Genomic DNA, 20,024 nt, shown 5'->3' with positions numbered 1-20,024 from the left:
TTCAGCCCGGCGGCAGGAACGGAATGATCATCGGCACGCGCTGCCGGTAGGTGACGTAATCCGGCCCGAGCTCCTGAGCGAGGAAGACCTCTTCCATCTTCGCCTTCCAGGCCATCCCGAGCGAGATCAGGACGGCGCCGAGCACGGCGGTCACCGTGCCCACCGCGATGCCGGTGGCGATCATGCCGAGGATCAGCCCGGTATAGATGGGGTGACGGACCATGCCGTAGGGGCCGGTATCGATCACCTTGTGGCCTTCCTTGTGGGTGATCGCGTTGGACCAGAAGCGACCGAGATGGATGCGCGCCCACCAGGTGAAGGCGATGCCGGCCAGGGTCACGACGGTCAGCAGGTAGACGCCGGTCTCGCCGGGATTCCAGAACGGCTTCTCGCCGAGCAGGCGCGAGGTCCACGGCGTGAACAGGATGCCGCCGAGCACGATCAGCGCGTGATAGCGGCTGGTCTTGATCACCGTCACATGCTTTCGGGTCTGCCCCGACCAGAACGAGGCGCCGACCCAGCTCGCGAGCCAGATCAGCCAGATGATGGCAAGCAGCGAGGTGGGCCAAGTGGTGGTCCATCCGCTGAACGCAAACGACGAGATGGGGCTGGCATCGCCGGACATGTCTTGGAACCGTTGTGAGACCTGGGACCGGCTGCTCTTAGCTATTCGGCCGCGGTGCGAAAAGGGTGTTGTTTGTCGTCGAGCCGCCTTCGCGGCTCGGAATCGAGCAGAAAGGCGATCGTCTCGCGCAAGCTCGGCTCGATCGGGCGCGGGGCGTAGCCGAGCTCGCGCTTGGCCCTGTCGATCGACAGATCCGAGGCCGCGCGGGCAATCCGCACCCCCTCGGCGGTGCCGGACGGGCAGCGCTTGGTGAGGTGATCGGAAACGAACTCGAGCATGCCCGCCGACAGCTCGGCCAGCCGGCCGGGCACGGCGACCGCGACATGCTTGCGGCCGCTGATCGTCGCCATCAGATCGAGGATGAGGCTGAGGCGCAGGCTCTCGCCGCCGAACACGTAGCGGCCGCCGACCCTGCCGCGCTCCATCGCCAGGATCAGGCCCGCCGCGACGTCGCGGACGTCGACCAGGTTGACGATGAAGTCGAGGTAGAGCTGGACCCGGCTGTCCAGGAAGTGGCGCAGCATCTGCGACGGCGGTGTCAGGTTGCTGTCATGCGGGCCGATCGGCATCGTCGGCGTGCCCACGACGACGGGGAAGCCGTCCGCGGCGGCTGCCATGGCGCGAGCCTCGGCGAGCGCCTTCGAGCGCGTATAGGCGCCCGGCATCGCGTCGGCCGGAGGTGCGGTCGGCGCCGAGGCGGCGCCGGTCGAGCCCGGATAGTCGAACAGGATCGATTCCGTCGAGCAGTGCAGGAACCGGCGCACCCGGCCGGCACGCGCCGCCGCCAGCACGGTCTCGGTGCCGACGCAGTTGACGCGAAAGAAGTCCTCGCGGTCCGGCATCCACATGCCGGGCAGTCCGGCCAGATGATAGACCTGATCCGCGCCGGCGACCGCCTGCTTCACCAGGCCCGCATCGAGCACCGAGCCTTCGATGTACTCGACGTCAGCGATCATGTGGCTGGGGCAGCGAATGTCGAGCACACGCACCTCGGCGCCCCGCGTCGTCAGCGCAGAGACGAGGTGATGGCCGATGAAACCGCTGCCGCCGGTGACGAGGACTTTCATTTAGGGACGCGAGTGCTGATCGCCTTGAAGCCGGTCCGATGCGAGCCGATCCGGCGACCAGTTCGGCGCGATGAGGTCGGCCACCGAAGGCCGCAGACCCAACGCCATGTACAATTTCGCCATCACGAACATCGGACCGAGAAAGAGATGCGCCGGATGATCCAGCAGAGATGGATTGTTGCGCTCGAACACCTTGTGGCCCACGGCCTGCGAGACGAAGCCGAAGATGATGAGCGCGGCAAACAGCGCCCAGAAGGCGACACCATGGACGTGATCGGCGATCATCATGGCCGCAGCAAGGAACAGCACGGCGAAGGCGAGGATGCCGGCCCCGAGTGCGGCATCGAGCAGCAGCCAGTAGAGCAGGACGGGCAGCGCCAGCACGGCGCCGAGGCCGATCCGGATGCCGAGCGCGTCGAAATGCCACAAGCTCAGGGGCAGCACGGCGCCCAGGAACAACAGGATGATCCCGAACACATGCATTAGGCCGTTGCGCGGATCGCGATGATATTCGACGTAGTCGACCATCTGGCGTCGGAACATGGCGTTCATGGCTGGCTCGCTCGTCAATGAGATCGACCGCCGCTCAATCGACGGCCGCAAAGAGGGGGCTATACCATCAAGCGGCTGCATCGACAAACCCGGCAATCGCGGCCCGGCGGCATCGCCGGGCAGAGCGCCGACTTGAAAACGGGTTCCATTCGCGCCGGCCGGAGAGCGCACCGGCAACCTGCTGAAACAACAGTCGCACCGGCAGCGCTCCGGGTTCATGGCCTCCGCGCAGGTCCCAATTGCATCAATTGCGATGCTTGCGGGGGGCCTGCCTGCTGGGCGTCGCCGGAGCAGGGGGCGGAGGCGGCGCTGCGGCCTCTTCGACGGTTTTTGCGATCGGGATGACCTGGATCTGCTGATTGACGGCGGCGGTCGGCTTGGACGGGTCAAGCAACTGCTCCTCGCCAAGTCCGATCGATTGCAGCCGCTTGACCGAGATCTTGAAGGTGTTCGCCAGGATGTCGCGGATCGCGTCGGCGCGGCGCTGGCTCAGGATGACATTCGACTCGCGCTTGCCGTTGGCTTCGACGTGGCCGACGATCAGGAACGTGTAGGGCAGGAGGTCGGAATACACCATCGCATCGGCGATCCGCCCGACGGCTTGGTATGATTCCGGACGCACGATCGGGGTGTCCACGTCGAATTGGATGTCGACGTTCAAGGCCGGCAGATTCATCAGCTCCGGCGCGATCGGCGGACGCTTCTGCGGCGGTGGCTCGTTGCGGCTGCGGATCCTGGAGCGCTCCTGGGTCTGCTGCTTCAGCGCCGGCAGATCCAGCGTGGGCGCGGTTTCGAAGCGGCCGAGCTGGCGCACGATGTCCTCGCGACTCACCTCCTGCGACCATACGGGCGCGCTCGCGGCCGCCAGCGAAGCCGCGATCAGCCCTGACAGCAGTGATCTCGCTGCCCGCCGCATCAGCGATACCCCGCTTCGCCCATCGCCTGCTGACACCGCGCGCTCACACCGTTGGTCGTCATCAGGCACGGGATCGATTTGCTGGTCTCCTTCGTGGAGCCGCCGCACAGCTTGACGATCTCGCGCTGGCAGGCATTGGCGACCGTGACCCGCGCGGCGATCCGCTTCTGGATCGCCTCGAACGCCTTGAAATAGGTTGCCTTGCACTGCGCGGAGACCACGTCCTGGTTGCGCGAGAGGCATTCCTTGAGGCGGTTGGAGTCGAGGTTGACGCCGCGGCAATTGGCGGTGATGTCAGCGCCGCAACTGGACGCGATCAACCCCGCGGAGTCGCCAAAGCTCATCGTCTGCGCCGCCGCCAGCGAGGGCACACACAGCGCGACCGCAACACTCAACAGAATGTATCCTCGGACCATGATTGCATCTCATACGATGCACGCTGCCATGGTCAAGGCCAAACAACGGCGAAGTGTGAAGCTCGATTGCGACGCGCGGCAACGGCCGCCCGGCGGCGCGGCCGTCGCGCCGGATCACGCCCGCTGGACGAAGCTGTCGACGACGTGCTTCTCGCCGGCCTTGTCGAAGGCGATGGTCAGCTTGTTGCCGTCGATCTTGACGACGCGGCCATAGCCGAACTTCTGATGGAAGACGCGGTCGTCGAGCGTGAATTCCGACGTCGTGCCGGTGGATTTCGCCACCAGCTCGCCCTCGATGGTCATCGGTCCGCGCTTGCCGCGGCCGAAATGACCGCCGAACGGATCACGGCCCGAGAACGGCGATGGCTCTTCCTTGAAGCCGCCCTCCGACGAACCGCGCGCTGCGCCCGGCCGACGTGCCTGCGCGCGCTGCCAGCCGGGCGTGGAATAGCTCGAACCAAACGATTCCACGTTGTCGAAGCGCGACGGGCCGTAGCCGCCCGCACCGCCCCAGCCCGAGCCCCCCTTCGATTCGGTGATCTCGACGCTCGCCGCGGGCAGCTCGTCGAGAAAGCGCGACGGGATCGTGGTGGTCCAGGTGCCGTGGATGCGGCGATTGGTGGCGAAATAGATCTTGGCGCGACGCCGCGCGCGGGTCAGGCCGACATGGGCGAGGCGGCGCTCCTCTTCCAGCCCGGCGCGGCCCTGCTCGTCGAGCGTACGCTGGCTCGGGAACAGCCCTTCCTCCCAGCCCGGCAGGAACACGTTGTCGAATTCCAGCCCCTTCGCCGAGTGCAAGGTCATCAGCGACACCGCTTCCTCGTCGGCGGCGCCCTCGCGGTCCATCACCAGCGAGATGTGCTCGAGGAAGCCGTGCAGGTTCTCGAACTCCTCCATCGAGCGGACGAGCTCCTTGAGGTTGTCCAGTCGCCCGGCCGCATCGGCCGAGCGGTCCTTCTGCCACATCTCGGTGTAGCCGCTCTCGTCGAGCACGATCTCGGCGAGCTCGGTGTGCGACGTGACCTCGCGCTGGGCGCGCCAGCGCTCGAACTGCAGGATCAGCCCGCGCAGCGAGCCGCGTGCCTTCGGCTTCAGCTCGTCGGTCTCGACCACCGCGCGCGCCGCCTCGAACAGCGGGATGCGGCGCTTGCGCGCGTGGTCGTGCAGCATCTGCACGGTGGCGTCGCCGAGCCCGCGCTTGGGCACGTTGACGATGCGCTCGAAGGCGAGATCGTCGGCCGGCGAGTTGATGACGCGCAAGTAAGCCAGCGCATCGCGGATCTCGGCGCGCTCGTAGAAGCGCGGGCCGCCGATGACGCGATAGGGCAGGCCGAGCGTGACGAAGCGGTCCTCGAACTCGCGCATCTGGTAGGAGGCGCGCACCAGGATCGCGATGTCGTTAAGATGCTCGCCCTGGCGCTGCAGCTCCTCGATCTCCTCGCCGATGCCGCGCGCTTCCTCCTCGGAATCCCAGGCCCCCGTCACGGTGACCTTCTCGCCTTCGACGTCCTCGGTGTGCAAGGTCTTGCCGAGCCGGCCTTCGTTGTGCGTGATCAGATGCGAGGCGGCGGCGAGGATGTGCCCCGTGGAGCGGTAGTTGCGCTCCAGGCGAATGACCTTGGCGCCGGGGAAGTCGTGCTCGAAGCGCAGGATGTTGTCGACCTCGGCGCCGCGCCAGCCATAGATCGACTGATCGTCGTCGCCGACGCAGCAAATGTTTTTGGGAGGAGACGCGGAGCTGGGCGCAGCAACACCCGTCTCGTCATTACCGGGCCGACGCGCAGCGTCGTGACCCGGTGATCCATCTTCTTCCGAAGACGCGATGGATTGCCGGGTCGAGCCCGGCAATGACGAACCAGAGGACGACGGCGCCTGCGACAGCAGGCGCAGCCACAGATATTGCGCGACGTTGGTGTCCTGATACTCGTCGACCAAGATGAACTTGAACCGGCTCTGGTACTGCCGCAGTACGTCCGGGTTCTCGCGGAACAGCCGGATGCTCTCCAGCAGCAGGTCGCCGAAATCGGCGGCGTTGAGGATCTTCAGCCGTTCCTGATAGCTCGCATAGAGCTTGCCGCCCTTGCCGTTGGCGAACACGGCGGCCTCGCCCGAGGGCACCTGGGATGGCGCCAGGCCGCGGTTCTTCCAGCCGTCGATCAGCCCGGCCAGCATGCGCGCCGGCCAGCGCTTGTCGTCGACGTTCTCGGCCTGCAGCAACTGCTTGAGCAGGCGGATCTGGTCGTCGACGTCGAGCACGGTGAAGTTGGACTTGAGCTGCACCAGCTCGGCATGGCTGCGCAAAATGCGGCCGGAGATCGAGTGGAAAGTGCCGAGCCACGGCATGCCCTCGACCGCCTGTCCGAGCATCTCGGCAAGCCGCGTCTTCATCTCGCGCGCGGCCTTGTTGGTGAAGGTCACCGACAAAATCTCACTCGGCCGTGCGCGCCCCTGGCTCAGGATATGCGCGATGCGCGTGGTCAGCACCCGGGTCTTGCCGGTGCCTGCGCCGGCGAGCACCAGCACCGGGCCATCGAGCGTCTCGACCGCCTCGCGCTGCTCCGGATTGAGGCCCGCCAGATAGCGCGCCCCACCGGTCGCGGCGGCGCGGGCGCGCGCGGCGATGCCGCCGGCGACGGGCTGGTGGTCAGGCGCAGGAAAAGGGCTCACGCGGTTGGGCTCGGTCATCAGCGAATCAGTCTCGTCCCTCTGATGGCATCATACGACGGCATCACGAGGTCTGCAGGAAGGAGCCCTCATAGCAGGGATTGACGGCTATATGGGGCCGGCGGGGGCGTTTTACAGCCCTAAATCGGGGCAGACGGACGCCGCTCCAGCCTCCATGGGCGCTTGTTCCGGCCAATCGCGAATTTTTAGCGGCCCGCGCGCCCGGAACCTTTGTTCCGAGCCACGATTGTCCTGGCAACGGCGCAAGCTCCGCGTCGCTTTGAACCGCAATCGAGAGACAGAGGTCGTGTCATGTTAGGCTGGGTTGTCACCTTCCTGGTTATCGCATTGATCGCCGGCATCCTCGGCTTCGGCGGCATCGCTGGTGCGTCGATCGAGATCGCCAAGATCATCTTCTTCATCGCCATCGTGCTGTTTCTGGTTTCGGCCGTCGTGGGCCTCGCCCGCGGCCGCAGCCGCGTGTAGTCGGCCTCATCCCTGAGGTCGGCGAAGGGCGCAGTGCCTCGCAAGAGGTGCTGCGCCCTCTGCGTCTTGGGGAGGTGTCAGGCCGGCGCAGTCAGCGCGACCTGCACCTTGGCGAGCGCGGGATCGAGCGCAACGGAGGCGAGGCGCGCATCGTTGGAGAGCGCGGTCAGAGTGAGCGTCTGGTCCTGCACGCGGAAGATCCGGCACAGCGTCGTCGCCTCGGAGGCGTCGCGCAGCATCACCGACAACGGCGCGATGTGGGTCTCGTCGGCGATCTTCTCCGCCACCAGCGCAAGCCGCGTCGCCGCTGCCGCAAGCTGCTCGGTGCGGTGGGCAGTCGTATTGGCCGCAAGCGGCAGGCCTTCCTCGTTGGTGAGCAGCACGGTTTGGAAGCGGCCGACTTCGGCGATGCGGTCGAGCAGCGGCACCAGCTCGCGGCGCCGGCCGGGCCGGCTCGCGAGCTGCGCCAGATCCAGCGAGATACGCTCACGCTCGACCAGCGGCGCCAGCACATCCTCGATCGCGCTGCGCAGGCTGGTCTCCCGCTCGATGGCGTCGTGGCTGCTCTGCTCTTGCAACTGGTCGAGGCTGGCCGCCTGTATTTGCACCTGCCGCCGCAACAGCTCGCGGGACAGCGCGCCCTGGCGGGCGCCGAACAAATAGCCCGAGGTGAGCAGGAGAATGGCGGCGCCGAGGCCGCTCACGATGGCATAGATCGTCATGGTCGCTTCGTCGCTGTGAGTTGACTGCAATCGTCGACGCCCGCAATGCGCAGCACGGCCTTGCGGTCGCCCGCGACCGCCTGGGCATCGCCGCGCGCCTCGCCGGCGCCGGCCGCGCGCACCGACATCCGCTGCGCGGAGAGCCCCTCGCGCTTCAACTGGGCCGCGATCTCCTTGGCGCGCGAATAGCTCAGCAGCACGTTCAGATCCTCGGTGCCGCTGGCGTCGGTATGGCCCTCGATGATGATGGTCGCCTCACCGTGGCGCGCGAGCGCGCGTTGCAGGATCGCCAGCGACCGCTTCATGTCGGCAGGGTTCGGTCGCGCGCTGCCGCGCTCGAAGCCGACCGCTAGCGGGGCGAAGCACTCGGCGGGGGGCTTCGTCGTGCCCTGGGGCTCCGGGGGCGCTGCCGGGGCGATCGGCGGAGTTGGTGGCGCGATCACGACGGGAGCGATTGCGGGCGGCGTCGGCGGCGCGATGATCGGCGCCGGTTCGACGATCCGCGCCTCCCGTTGCTTGGGCGCCGCGTCGGCAACGCGGTCGTCGCGCTGCGGCACGGCCGTCACCGGCATTGCGGCCGTCGCGATCGGCGGCGTGGCGGTGCTTTGCTGCCAGAGCGCTGCGGACATGACGGCGATCAGGGTGCCGGCGACGGCGAAGGCCGCGGCGAGCCAGATCGGCGCCTCCTCGCCGGCCACGGCGCACGCATCGACGCGCATTGCGGGCGACGGCGGAACGGAGTTCGGGGAAGGCGCCAGCATGTCAGCCCACGGGCACCTTGAATTTCGGCGTGATCAGGTCGATGCCGCATTCGAGCCCTGCGCACCACGCGATGAACTGGCGCGACATCGTCGCATCCGGAAACAGCGCGCCGTGCTGCGGGGCGATGATCTCGATGTCGAGCGTGCTGACCATCTGCGCCCACGCCTTCATGACGCGGTTGGAGACCATGTAGCGCCGGTGAAAGCCTTCCATGAAGCGCGTATGCGCCTTGAAGTCACGCACGACGGTGTAGTCGACGCCGATCGAGGCGCCGAGGTCGCCGCTGTAGAGGATCTTCGAGATCGGATCGTAGAGCTGGAAATTGCCCTCGCTGTGCAGGAAGTGCGCCGGCAGCGCGTAGAGCCTGCTGCCTGCGAGGTCGAATACCATGCCCTCGTCGGGAATCGGCTTCAGCCGGTGGGCGACGATGTGGTCGAAGCCGAAATGCGGCACGAAGCGGGTCCATAGCTCGGAGATGTAGGCGTCGGCATCGGTGGTCATCAGCCAGCCGTTGATCGCCGCGACGATGTCGGGGTCCTGGTGCGACAGAAACAGATATTTCAGCCGCCCGCCCGAGAGCTGGCTGAAGGTCTCGCTGAGCACCCTCGAATAGACCTTGTGGCCGCCGGGATCGAGCAGCATGCCGACGCGGTCGTGGATGATGAGATGCTGGTTCGCCTGCACCGCGAGATCGCCGGCGCCGAAATCCTCCAGCAGGATGTTCTTGTGAACGCCGTCGTCATAGAGGACGGTATTGGCCATGAAACTACTCCCGCCGACGCCGCGTCGTCGCCGCGCGCCGGCTCATTGGACGACGGTGCGCTACAGCACCTTCTGCAGCGACCGGACGGCTTCGCGCATGTCGAAGAAGGTGAGCCCGAGCTTGCTGTTCTCGTTGGTGAGCGCGAGCAGCAGCGCGCCGCGGCCGGCGCTGACCAGCACGGCATAGCCGGACTCGCCGCGGATGATGACCTCCTGCAGATGGCTGCGGCCGAGCTCCATGGCGGCGCGGCCGCCGAGCGACAGCAAGGTCGCGGTCATGCCGGCGACCCGCGTCTCCTCCATGTCGGCCGCGAGCACGCTCGCGATCATCAGCCCGTCCTCCGAGATCAGCGCGCAGGCCTCGACCCCGAACGAGTCGCTCTGCAGCTTGCGCAGCACCCGGTTGATTTCATCGAGTCGTGACATCGGCTTCTCCTCGACGGCGCGCGGGGCAAACTTGGAATGAAACTGACTTTGAGCCATGGCGGGATCCTGGGTGTCATCTTGAGCTGTTGAAACGGAAGCGGTCGGAATGTCGGGGTGTGCAGCAATGGAGGAGGAGGGATGCAGCGCGTCGTCCGGGACCAGCGTCGTCGTTTGTTCCGGACTGCCGTCCGGCGCCGTCAGCGCGCGCGTTTCGATCGTATCAACCGCATCGTCGAGCGCGCGCTGCTCGGCCTTGATGCGTGAGCGCGAGACCGGCGGATCCATCGCCTGCAACTGGGTCACCAGCGCCTGGCGTGCCGACTGGTAGACTTCGGCGCGGCGCTCGGGGGAGGAATCCGGCAGATTCTCCATCGCGCGCGACAGCAGGATGAAGTAGTCGGCGGTGGTCACAGGAACGGCTGCCGCATCCTCATGCGGACCGTGCGCTCGGCTCAGCAGGCTTGCGAGGCGTCCCATCGCTCTCTCGTCAACTCTACGCAACTAACGATGCGTAAGGTTAGGTCGGCACAAGAGACGCGACGAATGATCTGAATCAAATTAACTAGATTCGGGACCAAGCTGCGCAATCCGGCCGTCAGGTCGACCAGGGTCGACCATCGTGCCGCCACGATTGCCATCGTTGCGCCCGATTGATGCCGCGTTCGGCGCAACTGCGCCTCTGTTGCAACCAGAATCAGCTACGATGACGGCGGCGAATTGCAGTACGGGGGAGGGCAATGTGAACGTCCGGGACTATGTGCGGCGCGATGCGACGGCGCTTGCCGCCGCGGTGAAGGGCGGCGAGACCAATACGGCGGAGCTGCTGCAGCTCGCGCTGGCGCAGCACGAGCTGGCCCAGCCGAGGACCAACGCCGTCTGCAGGCTGATGGAGCGCGAGGCCCGTGCGCAGCTCGCCAAGCCTGCCAACGGCCCGCTCACCGGCGTGCCGTTCCTGATCAAGGACTGCGCCCAGGACTATGCGGGCCTTCCGACGGCCTATGGCAGCAAGGCGCTGTCCGGTTTCGTCGCCGGCGAGCATGCCTCGGTCGTCAGGCGGTATCTCGAAGCCGGCCTCGTGATCTTCGGCAAGACCAACCTGCCGGAGCTCGCGCTGAAGGGCGTCAGCGACTCCCGCGCCTTCGGCCGCGTCAGCAACCCCTGGAATCCCGCGCATACGCCGGGCGGCTCCAGCGGCGGCGCTGCGGCGGCGGTCGCTTCGGGCGTCGTGCCGATGGCCGCCGGCAATGACGGCGGCGGTTCGATCCGCATTCCCGCCGCCTGCTGTGGCCTGTTCGGGCTGAAGCCGTCGCGCGGCCTGGTCTCGTCGGGCCCGGGCTTCGGCGAGTACTGGTTCGGCGCCTCCTGTGAAGGCGTGCTCTCGCGCAGCGTGCGCGACACCGCGCTCGCGCTCGACGTCATCGCGGGCAGTGAGCCGGGCGATCCTTTTCTCACCGCCGAGCCCGGCGTGGTCTACGCCAATGCGGTTGCCCACGATCCCGGCCGCCTGCGCATCGGCTACACGACGGCGTCGCCGATCGGCACGGAGGTGCACGCCGAAGCGAAGCTCGCGGTCGACAACGCGGTGAAGCTGCTGCAGGGCCTCGGTCACGAGGTCGAGGAGGCCACCCCCGACATCGACGGCGCCGCGCTCGCGACCTCGTTCCTGCACATCTATTTCGGCCAGGTCGCGGCGCTGGTGGCCGATGCGCGCGGCAAGGGCGCGAAGCGCGAGGAGTTCGAGCTGCTGACGCGGGTGCTGTCGACGCTGGGCGGCGCGATCTCGGCGGGCGCGCTGACCGCGCAGCTGCTGAAATGGAACGGCTTCGCGCGCGCGCTTGCCCGCTTCCATCTGCGCTACGATCTGCTGCTGACGCCGACGCTCGCGCATCCGCCGATCCGGCACGGCCAGGGCGATCCCTCGACCGCCGAGCAGACCCTGCTCGACATGCTCGACCGCATCGGCCTGCTCGGGCTGTTGACGCGCTCGGGCGTGCTCGACGGCATGATCGACAAGATCGCCCGCGACAGCCTGCAATACGTCCCGTTCACGCAGCTCGCCAATCTCACGGGCACGCCGGCGATGAGCGTGCCGCTGCACTGGACCGCCGACGGCCTGCCGCTCGGCGTGCAGTTCACGGGCCGGCTCGGCGACGAGACACGGCTGTTGCAGCTCGCCCGCCAGCTCGAGCAGGTGCAGCCCTGGTTCGACCGCTTGCCCGACTGGGTGGTGCAGAGCTGACGATCTCAGCGCTTGATGATGACCACTTCGAGATACTCCGACGGCACCACCATCGTGCCGTCCTCGGCGCGATTGAGCGTCCCGATCAGCGCCAGCATGTCGCGCTTGAGATCGGCCTGGCGGTCGCCATCAAGCGCAGCGAAGGCCTTGAGCACCGGACCATAGTAGGTCTTGAACACGTCGACGAAATGCTCAGGCGAGCGGTAGCGCATCGCGAAATGACGCCGATGGCAGCGAATGTCGGCGGCATCGGCGAACATCTCTCGGATGCGTGCCTCGGTGCCCCACAGCGCCGGCGATTTGGCGCCGGCGGGCGGTGGCAGATATTTGCCGAGCGTCTTGAACAACTGGCCGATGAAGCCGTCGGGGGTCCAATTGGCCAGGCCGATCTTGCCGCCGCTGCGGCATACCCGGGTGAGCTCGGCGGCGGCGCGCTCCTGCCGGGGCGTGAACATCACGCCGAATGTCGAGACCACCACGTCGAACGTGCCATCGCCGAACGGAAGCGCCTCGGCATCGGCCTCCTGGAACTGCACGGACAGGCCGTCGGCGGCGGCACGCTGGCGACCGCGGTCGAGCAGGGCAGGCACGTAGTCGGTCGAGACGACTTTGCACCAGCGCCGCGCCGCAGCCAATGTGACGTTGCCGTTGCCGGCGGCCACGTCGAGCACCTTCTGGCCGGCGCGGATGTCAAGCGCCTCGCAGAGTTCCTCGCCGACGATCTGCAGCGTGTTGCCGACGATGGCGTAGTCGCCGGACGACCACGCGCTGTGCTGGCGTGCCTTGAGCGCGGTGAAATCCGGCTCTGCGGTCACGCCGGCCTGAATTGCAGCTGATGCGGTCATGATGGTCTCCTCCGGAGAATGCAGCGCTGTTGCGCGCGCTGATGTGTGGAGACGTACGCGGCAGGGCTCGGGCAGCGCTATCCAGATCGCGACACGGCCATCCGGATCGTGAACTTTTCGAGCGCCGCCGATGACCCATAGGCAATTGGACGTCGTCGCATGATGGACGGAGATCAGGTTCCCCTGGCGGCGCGGCAGCCTTTGCCACGCAGCGTACGCCGCGCGCTCGAAGCGATGCATGACGACCTCGGGCGGCGCTGGACGCTGGCCGATCTGGCGAAGATTGCCGGCGTTTCCGGACGGACCTTGCAGCGCCAGTTCGTCAGGTCGATCGGCCGGTCGCCGCAAATGGTCCGGCAGGAGCTCGGCTACGCGCGCGCCCGTGTCGAGTTTCTGCAGGGGCGCGCCGGCGAGAAGGTGATGGACGTCGCTCTGCGCTGCGGCTTCCCGCATTACGGCCGCTTCGCCGCCGGCTATCGTCGCTGCCACGGCGAGACGCCGTCGGAAACCCTGAGGCGGCAGGCGGTCTTGATGGCGCAGCTCGCCGCGTCGCGCACCACCATTGCGCCGGTACGCGACCGGCCGACCATCGCCTTCGCCATGATCGCCACCGATCCGAGCGTGCGCGAGCTGGCGGACGACCTCGCGGCCGAGCTCACGCTGGCGCTGACCCGCGCGGGATTTGCCGTGACGACCCAGCCGCGCGCGGCGCGCTACCGCATGAACGCGTCGCTCCACGGTCGGGATGGCGCGTCACGGCTGCTGCTGCAGCTGATCGACCAGGACAGCGGCGGGCTGATATGGGCGCATCGCGGCGAGGTCATGCTGCGGTGGGAGGCCGACAGTCACGAACGGTTGGCCGCCCGCGTGGCGGCATCGCTGCTGCAAAGCCTGCGCCGCGCCGAGATCGATCGGGCGCTGCGCAAACCGGACGAGGATCTGACCGCGCAGGATCTCGCGCTGCGCGCCATGCCCGGCGTGCTGTCGCTCGACGCCGACGGCAACCGCAGTGCGCTCGAGCTGCTGCATCAGGCCATCGCCCGCGATCCCCGTCATGCCCTGGCCACGGCGCTCGCGGCCTGGGCCTACGGCCAGCGCGCGGTCTATCATTTCGGCACCGCGCCCGGGCAGGATCGGCAGCTTGGTCGCGCCCTGGCGCAGCGCGTGCCGACCGAGCTCGCGGATGCGACCGTGCTGTGCGTGCTCGGCAATGCGCTCACCCTGCTGGATGAGCTCGCCGAGGCCGAGCAGGTGGTGGGCCGGGCGCTCGCGCTGGATGGCGGTGCCGCCTGGGCCTGGAGCCGCAGCGGCTGGCTCGATGTCTATCGCGGCGATGCCGCGTCGGCGATCGAGCGCTTTCGGATTGCGCTGGATCTCGCGCCGCAGGACCCGCTCGCCTTCAACGCCCTCATTGGAATCGGCTGCGCGCATTTCGCCGCCGGCACCTACGCGGAGGCGGCGCGCTGGCAGCAGCGCGGCCTGCGCGAGCATCCGTCGTCGCTGTGGGTGCACCGGACCATGTGCCCGTCCCACGTGCTGGCGGGTGAGCGGCCGGAAGCCCTGCGCAGCCTGCAGGCGCTGCGTGCCGGCTATCCGGACCTGACCCTGGCCGAGGTCCAGCGCGGCATGCCGCCGCTGCCGGACGCCTATTCGGCCCGGGTATTCGAGGGATTGTCCGACGCCGGCCTGCCGGCGTAGCGGCGGCCGGTCACCGTCATCTCTTCGGCATGCCGATGGCGCGGCCGAGCCCGTCGGGCCGCGGTAGCGTGGCATGCGCCTGCAGCACGCGGGCGATGTTGGCCTGGATGTCCGGCGGAAACGGCGCGACCTTGCGCTTGGTCATGTCGATGTGCACCGACATGTTCTCCGAGGTGGCGGAGACCCAGCCTTCCTCGGCATGGCGCAGCTCCTCGAAGGTGTGCAGCCGCTTCTCGTCGGCGGCGATCAGCCAGACCGCGACCACAACGGGATCGCCGAGATGAATCTCGCGCAAATAGCGCACGTGGCATTCGGCGGTGAAGGTCGAGCCCTGGCGCTCCGTCATGTAGGCAGGTCCAATGCCGAGCTCGGCCCAGATCTGGTCGATCGCGCGGTCGAACATCACGTTGTAATAGGCCATGTTGAGGTGGCCGTTGTAGTCGATCCATTGCGGCTCGATCTGCATGACCTGTGACAGAAACGGTCCGGCGCCTTGCGCTGCGGGCACTGCATTATCGCTCATCGGCTCTTCCGTTTGCTCCCTTGACCCCTTGATCGTCCTTTGTCACGGTCCGCCCAACTCTCGGAGGAAGCAGTGGCGACGACGATCCCCCATCACGATTTGAAGCGGCCCGCGCCGGAGGCGCTGAAAAGTGCGCTCGACGCGCTCGCGGCCCGCTTCGGCAACAGGCTTATCACCTCGCAGGCCGTGCGCGAGCAGCATGGCCATACCACGACCTGGCTGCCGACGCAGCCGCCGGATGGCGTGGTGCTGGCGCAGGAGACGGCCGACATCCAGGACGTCGTCCGGATCTGCGCGCCACTGGGTGTGCCGATCATTCCGTTCGGCACTGGTACCTCGCTGGAGGGCCAGGTCAATGCGCCGGCCGGCGGCATCTGTATCGACATGCGCGACATGAACAAGGTGCTGGAGGTGCACGCCGAGGACCTCGACTGCGTGATCCAGCCCGGCATCACCCGCAAGACCCTGAACGAATATCTGCGCGACCAGGGCCTGTTCTTCCCGATCGATCCCGGCGCCGACGCTTCGCTCGGCGGCATGGCCTCGACGCGGGCTTCCGGCACCAATGCCGTGCGCTACGGCACCATCCGCGAGAACGTGCTGGCGCTGAAGGTCGTGCGCGGCGATGGCGAGATCATCAAGACCGGCACCCGCGCCAAGAAGTCCGCCGCCGGCTACGATTTGACGCACCTGTTCATCGGCGCCGAGGGCACGCTCGGCATCATCTGCGAGATGACCATCCGCCTGCGCGGCATCCCGGAGACGATCGCCGCGGCGTCGTGCTCGTTCGAGACCGTGCGCGGCGCCTGCCAGGCGACGATCCTCGCGATCCAGACCGGCATTCCGATGGCGCGCATCGAGCTGCTCAACGCCGCGCAGGTCAGGGCGTGCAACGCCTATTCCAAGCTGACCTTGCCGGAGACGCCGCTGCTGCTGCTCGAATTCCACGGCAGCGCGGCCGAGGTCGCCGAGCAGTCGAAGAACTTCGCCGAGATCGCGCGCGAGTGCGGCGGCGGCGACTTCGCCTGGACCACCAAGCCCGAGGACCGCACCAAGCTCTGGCAGGCGCGTCACGACGCCTATTGGTCGGTGAAGGCGATCCGGCCCGGCGTCGGCGTGGTCGCGACCGATGTCTGCGTGCCGATCTCGCGGCTCGCCGATTGCGTCACCGAGACCGAGGAGGATCTCGCGCGTCTCAAGCTGACCTCGCCGATCGTCGGCCATGTCGGCGACGGCAATTTCCACTGCTCCTTGATGTGCGATGTCGACGATGCCGATGAGATGGCGCGCGGCGACGAGTTCATGCATCGCCTCGTCGAGCGCGCGCAGGCCATGGACGGCACCTGCACCGGCGAGCATGGCATCGGCCAGGGCAAGCAGAAATATCTCGAGTCCGAGCTCGGCCCGGAAGCGCTCGATGCGATGCGCGCGGTGAAGCAGGCGCTCGATCCGCAGAACATCTTCAATCCCGGCAAGATCATCCCGGCGCGCTGATTGGCAATCCAAGCCGAGCTGAGTTTCGGATTTGGGTCCGGCGCGCAGGGCCGCTGCTGACATCTCCCTCCATGCGGGGAGATGTCGGATCGCGTGACGATTCGCCAAATAGAAAATGCCGCCGCGTTCGACACGCGGCGGCATTTTGTTTCCGTTCAGATCAACGGCAGACGCGGCGCGGTCCCCACGGGGTCGGCCGCACCCAGCAGGTGCGCGGGCCGAAGCCGCCATAGCCATAGGGGCGATAGACGCGCGGGGCGGGCCGGCAACGGCCCCAGCGGTCCGGGAACCAGCCGGGACCGCAGCCGCCGGCGACGCGCTCGACATTGCTGTCCGGAGCAGCCGGCTGGGCCGGCAGCGTGAAGGCCTGCGCGGCCGACGCGCCCAACATGACGGTCGCGGCGAGCAGGGCGGAGGTGAACAGATTGCGCATTGCAGTGCGGTCCTCTCGTTGGTTTCGAAGCAGTGTAGTCCTTAGACGTCGTCGGACAGGTTTTGGTTTCGCAATTTTCTCGACGCCGCGAAACCTCTTCCTGGTACCACAGAGATCTCCATGACACCGATCGCGCGATGCAGCTCTGCTGATCATGTGGCGCATCGCTGCAGTTTGGTCGCCGTCGTGCGGTGTTCTAGCAGACATTCGCTGCAAGGAACATGAACGATCAGCGACGCGTCCTGCTGGCTTTCGTCGCAGGCGGCATCATTTGCCGCCTTGCTGCGCCTTTGCGTCCTTCAGCGCCGTCCTGCAGCCGTCGGAGAGCTTGTCGAACTTCTCGATCATGCATTGCTTGATGCGGCCGCCGCCCGGCATGATTCCAGTACAGAGCGTACGCACATCGTCGCCGCAGGCCTGGCGCATGGCGCTCCTGTCCTGAGCCTGGGCGGCGGTGCTGGAGATGACTATCAACAGCAGCGGAAGCAGCTTGTGCATGATCGATGATTCCTCTCTCGCCGCGGCCGACGCGCCGGGCCTCGTGAGGCGGTTGTCTCGCCGATGAATTTAGCGGGCATATGTCGACCGTCGCCGCAACGTGTAACGGTTTGTATCACGAGGTCACTGCGCAGAGCGCAAGCGTCCGCTTGCCCCGGAGTCGTCGTCGACCACGGCGGCGCTCGTGCCGCCATTCCCTCAAGCGTGCACATCCGAGGCACTGCTGCGCAGCTTCCGCAGCGCGTGATCGACGCTGTGGAACACGCGATCCCGCGGCAGCACATCGTACAGGCCGAACCGTTCGAAGGCTTCCTGGGACCGCAGCGACTCCAGCCGCGCCACCGCGAACACGATACCGGTCTCGTTGCAGATATGGATCACGTCGCGCAGGGTCTGCGCGGCGGTGAAATCGATCTCGACGATGGCGCTGGCCTCGAACACCACCAGCCGCGGCTTGCGGCTGCGCAGCAGGCGCTGCATGTCGGCGCGGAACGTCGCTGCATTGAGGAAGCTGAGCGGGGCCTGGAAGCCGACCACGGCGATGTCGGACAGCTCCTCGCCCTTGATCTGCGGATGCGCCGGCCACCAGATCGTCGTGTCCGGCACGCGCTGGAAGGCGATGAGGTGGGCGCGTGTCGTGCTCCAGATGCCGTGCAGCAGCGACAGCGCAATGCCGAGCGCGACGCCCTGCTCGATTGGCAGCGCGACGATCGCCACCGCGGTCGCCAGGATGAGCAGGAACTCGCCCTTGGACGCGCGATAGACGCTTGTGATCTGCGCGACGCGGATGATGCGTAGTGCGACGAACAGCAGCACGCCGCCGAGCGCCGCTTCCGGCACATTCGCAAGCAGTCGGGCTCCGAACAGCACGAGCAGCAGCACGATCGCGGCGGCGAGCAGGCCCGCGACCTGGGACCGGCCGCCGGTCTCGACCACGATGCCGGTGCGCGGCGGACTGGCATTGACCGGAAACGCGCCGAACAATCCGGCGAGCAGGCTGCCGGCACCGGCGCCGAGGAAGTCGCGGTCGACATCGGCCGACCGATCGGGATCGGAAGGGAACGAGCGCGTCGTCGCCGATGTCTGCACCATCACCACGACCGCGATCAGGAAGGCGAGCGGGATCAGCTTCGCCCATTGTTCCGGTCCGATCAGCGGCACGGACGGCATCGGCACCGTGCCGGCGATCTCGCCGATGACGGGCACGCCGCTCCCGGCCGACACCACGAACAAGGTCGAGGCCGCGAGCGCGATCAGCGCGCCGGGTATGCGGGCGCTGATCCGCTCGCAGACCGTGATGGTCGCGAGCACGCCGAAGCCGATGAGCATCGTGTACGCGTTGGCCTTGCCGAGTTCGCCCGCCAAGGTGGCGATCCGCGCCAGCGTTGGCCCGCTCGGTGACGGCAGGCCGAGCACGCCCGGCAATTGCGAGACGATGATGTGCACGGCGATGCCGGCCAGGAAGCCCACGGTGACCGGCACCGACAGCACGTTGGCGATGCCGCCGAGCCTGAAGCCGCCGGCCAGCACCAGCATGACCCCGACCAGCAGCGCCAGCGCCGCGGCCAGGCTGCCGTATTCGGGCGTGCCGCTGGTCGCGAGCAGCGCCAGGCCGCCGGCGAAGATCGGCGTGATCGTGGAATCGGCGCCGCAGGACAGGAAGCGGTTGGCGCCGAACAGCGCGAACCCCAGGGATCCCGCCATGAAGGCGAAGAAGCCGGTCTCGGGCGTGAAGCCGCCGAGCTTGGCGGTCGCCATCTGCTCGGGAATCGCGATCGCCGCCAGCGTCAGCCCGGCGGCGAGATCGGCGGGCAGGGCGCTGATCCGCCAGCCTCGCAGGGAGCGGAGCATCGGCCAATGATGATTGCCGTCGTGGCGTGGTTGCTCGCTCATGTCGATGTCTCCGAGTGCATCGCGGCCGAGCTGTTCGTCCGCTCACGCAAGATCGCGATCCCAAGGTGGCTCGGGCGCGAACGCCGCGGCGAGGTGGTCGATGAAGGCGCGCACCTTGGCCGATGGCGTGCGATCCGGCAGGTAGACGGCATGCACCGCCAGCAGGTCCGAGGGCGGCACGTCGAGCGTCAGCGGCACCAGCCGTCCTGCGCGGATCTCGTCGCCGACGATGAAGGTCGGCTGGTAGATCACGCCCTGTCCGGCCAGGGCGGCGGCGAGCAGCGCATCGCCATTGTTGGCGCGCAGATTGCCGCTCACGGTGACGTCGACCGCCGCCTTGCCGCCCATGCGCCAGCGCGACGGGCCGGCCGCCGCCAGCGTATAGCCGAGGCAGTTGTGGTCGGCGAGATCGGCCGTGGTGCGCGGCGTCCCATGGGCGGCGAGATAGGACGGCGCCGCGCAGACCATCATCCGGCACGGCGCCAGCCGCCGCGCCACCAGGCTGGAATCCTTGAGCGTGCCGATGCGGATCGCGAGATCCCAGCCTTCCTCGATCAGGTCGACGAGCCGGTCGTTGAGGCCGAGCTCGACGCTGACGCCGGGATAGAGCGCGGCGAAGCTTGCAAGCAGCGGCGCGATCTGGCGCGTGCCGAAGGCGAGCGGGACATTGAGCCGCAACAGGCCGCGCGGCTCGACGCGGTCGGCCGCGATCGCGCTCTCGGCCGCTTCGAAATCGCCGAGCACCCGCTCGGCAAGGTCGAGATAGCGGCGTCCGGCCTCGGTGATGGTCAGCCGGCGCGTGGTGCGGTGAAACAGCTTGGTGCCGAGTCGCGTCTCCAGCGCTGCCAGATGTTTCGTGACCATCGTTGGCGACATGCCAAGCGCACGCGCGGCCGCCGACAGGCTGCCAGAACTGGCGATCCGCGACATCACTTCCAGTCCAGTCAGACGGTCCAGCATTCAGCCTCACTCGCCGGGTGTGAGGTGTCTCGCTAGCAGACTC

At 67.5% G+C, this 20,024-nt stretch carries 20 protein-coding genes; 4 read left to right on the top strand and 16 right to left on the bottom strand.

What is annotated here, in order from left to right:
• Position 1: 1 nt before the first annotated feature.
• From QX126_RS00980 to QX126_RS00955, 6 genes are all read right to left on the bottom strand, one after another.
• Positions 2–625, bottom strand: coding sequence for an isoprenylcysteine carboxylmethyltransferase family protein (locus tag QX126_RS00980; RefSeq protein ID WP_315755106.1), 624 nt, complete (start codon positions 623–625; stop codon positions 2–4).
• Between the two features lie 41 nt (positions 626–666).
• Entirely contained in the window at positions 667–1,692 is a 1,026-nt protein-coding gene (locus tag QX126_RS00975) for an NAD-dependent epimerase/dehydratase family protein (protein WP_315778760.1), read from the bottom strand.
• A complete protein-coding gene (locus QX126_RS00970; RefSeq protein WP_315778758.1) occupies positions 1,693–2,244 on the bottom strand; it encodes an Mpo1-like protein in 552 nt (183 codons plus the stop codon).
• 244 nt (positions 2,245–2,488) lie between these two features.
• Positions 2,489–3,160, bottom strand: a complete 672-nt coding sequence (locus QX126_RS00965) for an OmpA family protein (RefSeq protein ID WP_315778756.1) — start codon at positions 3,158–3,160, stop codon at positions 2,489–2,491.
• Complete coding sequence (locus QX126_RS00960; protein ID WP_315736821.1) at positions 3,160–3,576, bottom strand: hypothetical protein; 417 nt, start codon at positions 3,574–3,576, stop codon at positions 3,160–3,162. Before QX126_RS00960 ends, QX126_RS00965 begins: the two co-directional genes overlap by 1 nt.
• A gap of 114 nt (positions 3,577–3,690) precedes the next feature.
• The gene (locus QX126_RS00955; protein ID WP_315778754.1) at positions 3,691–6,261 is read right to left on the bottom strand and encodes an ATP-dependent helicase; all 2,571 of its coding nucleotides are present in this window, start codon (positions 6,259–6,261) and stop codon (positions 3,691–3,693) included.
• A gap of 291 nt (positions 6,262–6,552) precedes the next feature.
• On the opposite strand from QX126_RS00955, the gene QX126_RS00950 reads away from it, so the two are divergent.
• On the top strand, positions 6,553–6,726 hold the full coding sequence (locus tag QX126_RS00950; protein WP_006614063.1) for a DUF1328 domain-containing protein: 174 nt from the start codon (positions 6,553–6,555) through the stop codon (positions 6,724–6,726).
• A gap of 77 nt (positions 6,727–6,803) precedes the next feature.
• Here QX126_RS00950 and QX126_RS00945 read toward each other — a convergent pair whose 3' ends face one another.
• The 4 genes from QX126_RS00945 to QX126_RS00930 all read right to left on the bottom strand — a co-directional run bounded on the left by QX126_RS00945 (position 6,804) and on the right by QX126_RS00930 (position 9,875).
• Positions 6,804–7,448 (bottom strand): hypothetical protein, encoded by a 645-nt coding sequence (locus QX126_RS00945; RefSeq protein ID WP_315736825.1) that lies wholly within the window; start codon positions 7,446–7,448, stop codon positions 6,804–6,806.
• Entirely contained in the window at positions 7,445–8,146 is a 702-nt protein-coding gene (locus tag QX126_RS00940) for an OmpA family protein (protein WP_315778751.1), read from the bottom strand. Before QX126_RS00940 ends, QX126_RS00945 begins: the two co-directional genes overlap by 4 nt.
• Positions 8,147–8,210: 64 nt before the next feature.
• Positions 8,211–8,972, bottom strand: a complete 762-nt coding sequence (locus QX126_RS00935; RefSeq protein WP_315736828.1) for an MBL fold metallo-hydrolase — start codon at positions 8,970–8,972, stop codon at positions 8,211–8,213.
• 60 nt (positions 8,973–9,032) lie between these two features.
• Positions 9,033–9,875, bottom strand: coding sequence for a roadblock/LC7 domain-containing protein (locus QX126_RS00930; RefSeq protein WP_315778750.1), 843 nt, complete (start codon positions 9,873–9,875; stop codon positions 9,033–9,035).
• Between the two features lie 262 nt (positions 9,876–10,137).
• Between QX126_RS00930 and QX126_RS00925 the strand changes: the two genes are divergently transcribed.
• Positions 10,138–11,637 carry an amidase gene (locus QX126_RS00925; protein ID WP_315778748.1) on the top strand — a complete coding sequence of 500 codons (1,500 nt, stop codon included), beginning with the start codon at positions 10,138–10,140 and terminating at the stop codon, positions 11,635–11,637.
• A gap of 5 nt (positions 11,638–11,642) precedes the next feature.
• Here the strand turns inward: QX126_RS00925 and QX126_RS00920 are convergent, their stop codons facing one another.
• The gene (locus QX126_RS00920; RefSeq protein WP_315778746.1) at positions 11,643–12,482 is read right to left on the bottom strand and encodes a class I SAM-dependent methyltransferase; all 840 of its coding nucleotides are present in this window, start codon (positions 12,480–12,482) and stop codon (positions 11,643–11,645) included.
• A 159-nt stretch (positions 12,483–12,641) separates the two neighbouring features.
• Here QX126_RS00920 and QX126_RS00915 point away from each other — a divergent pair, with 159 nt between their 5' ends.
• Complete coding sequence (locus tag QX126_RS00915) at positions 12,642–14,180, top strand: helix-turn-helix domain-containing protein (RefSeq protein WP_315736835.1); 1,539 nt, start codon at positions 12,642–12,644, stop codon at positions 14,178–14,180.
• Between the two features lie 16 nt (positions 14,181–14,196).
• Here the strand turns inward: QX126_RS00915 and QX126_RS00910 are convergent, their stop codons facing one another.
• Positions 14,197–14,703 carry a thioesterase family protein gene (locus QX126_RS00910; RefSeq protein ID WP_315736836.1) on the bottom strand — a complete coding sequence of 169 codons (507 nt, stop codon included), beginning with the start codon at positions 14,701–14,703 and terminating at the stop codon, positions 14,197–14,199.
• A gap of 72 nt (positions 14,704–14,775) precedes the next feature.
• Here QX126_RS00910 and QX126_RS00905 point away from each other — a divergent pair, with 72 nt between their 5' ends.
• The gene (locus QX126_RS00905; protein ID WP_315736837.1) at positions 14,776–16,197 is read left to right on the top strand and encodes an FAD-binding oxidoreductase; all 1,422 of its coding nucleotides are present in this window, start codon (positions 14,776–14,778) and stop codon (positions 16,195–16,197) included.
• Between the two features lie 160 nt (positions 16,198–16,357).
• On the opposite strand, the gene QX126_RS00900 is transcribed toward QX126_RS00905, so the two are convergent.
• From QX126_RS00900 to QX126_RS00885, 4 genes are all read right to left on the bottom strand, one after another.
• A complete protein-coding gene (locus tag QX126_RS00900) occupies positions 16,358–16,630 on the bottom strand; it encodes a GCG_CRPN prefix-to-repeats domain-containing protein (protein WP_315736838.1) in 273 nt (90 codons plus the stop codon).
• A 267-nt stretch (positions 16,631–16,897) separates the two neighbouring features.
• A complete protein-coding gene (locus QX126_RS00895; protein WP_315736839.1) occupies positions 16,898–17,128 on the bottom strand; it encodes a hypothetical protein in 231 nt (76 codons plus the stop codon).
• Between the two features lie 198 nt (positions 17,129–17,326).
• Complete coding sequence (locus QX126_RS00890) at positions 17,327–19,021, bottom strand: SulP family inorganic anion transporter (protein WP_315778744.1); 1,695 nt, start codon at positions 19,019–19,021, stop codon at positions 17,327–17,329.
• Between the two features lie 42 nt (positions 19,022–19,063).
• A complete protein-coding gene (locus QX126_RS00885) occupies positions 19,064–19,981 on the bottom strand; it encodes a LysR family transcriptional regulator (protein WP_315778742.1) in 918 nt (305 codons plus the stop codon).
• Positions 19,982–20,024 lie beyond the last annotated feature (43 nt).

The sequence above is a fragment of the Bradyrhizobium sp. SZCCHNPS1003 genome, from assembly GCF_032381555.1.
GTDB lineage: Bacteria > Pseudomonadota > Alphaproteobacteria > Rhizobiales > Xanthobacteraceae > Bradyrhizobium.
Note: the sequence above shows the minus strand (reverse complement) of the source record. Positions and strands in the feature narration are given on the sequence as shown.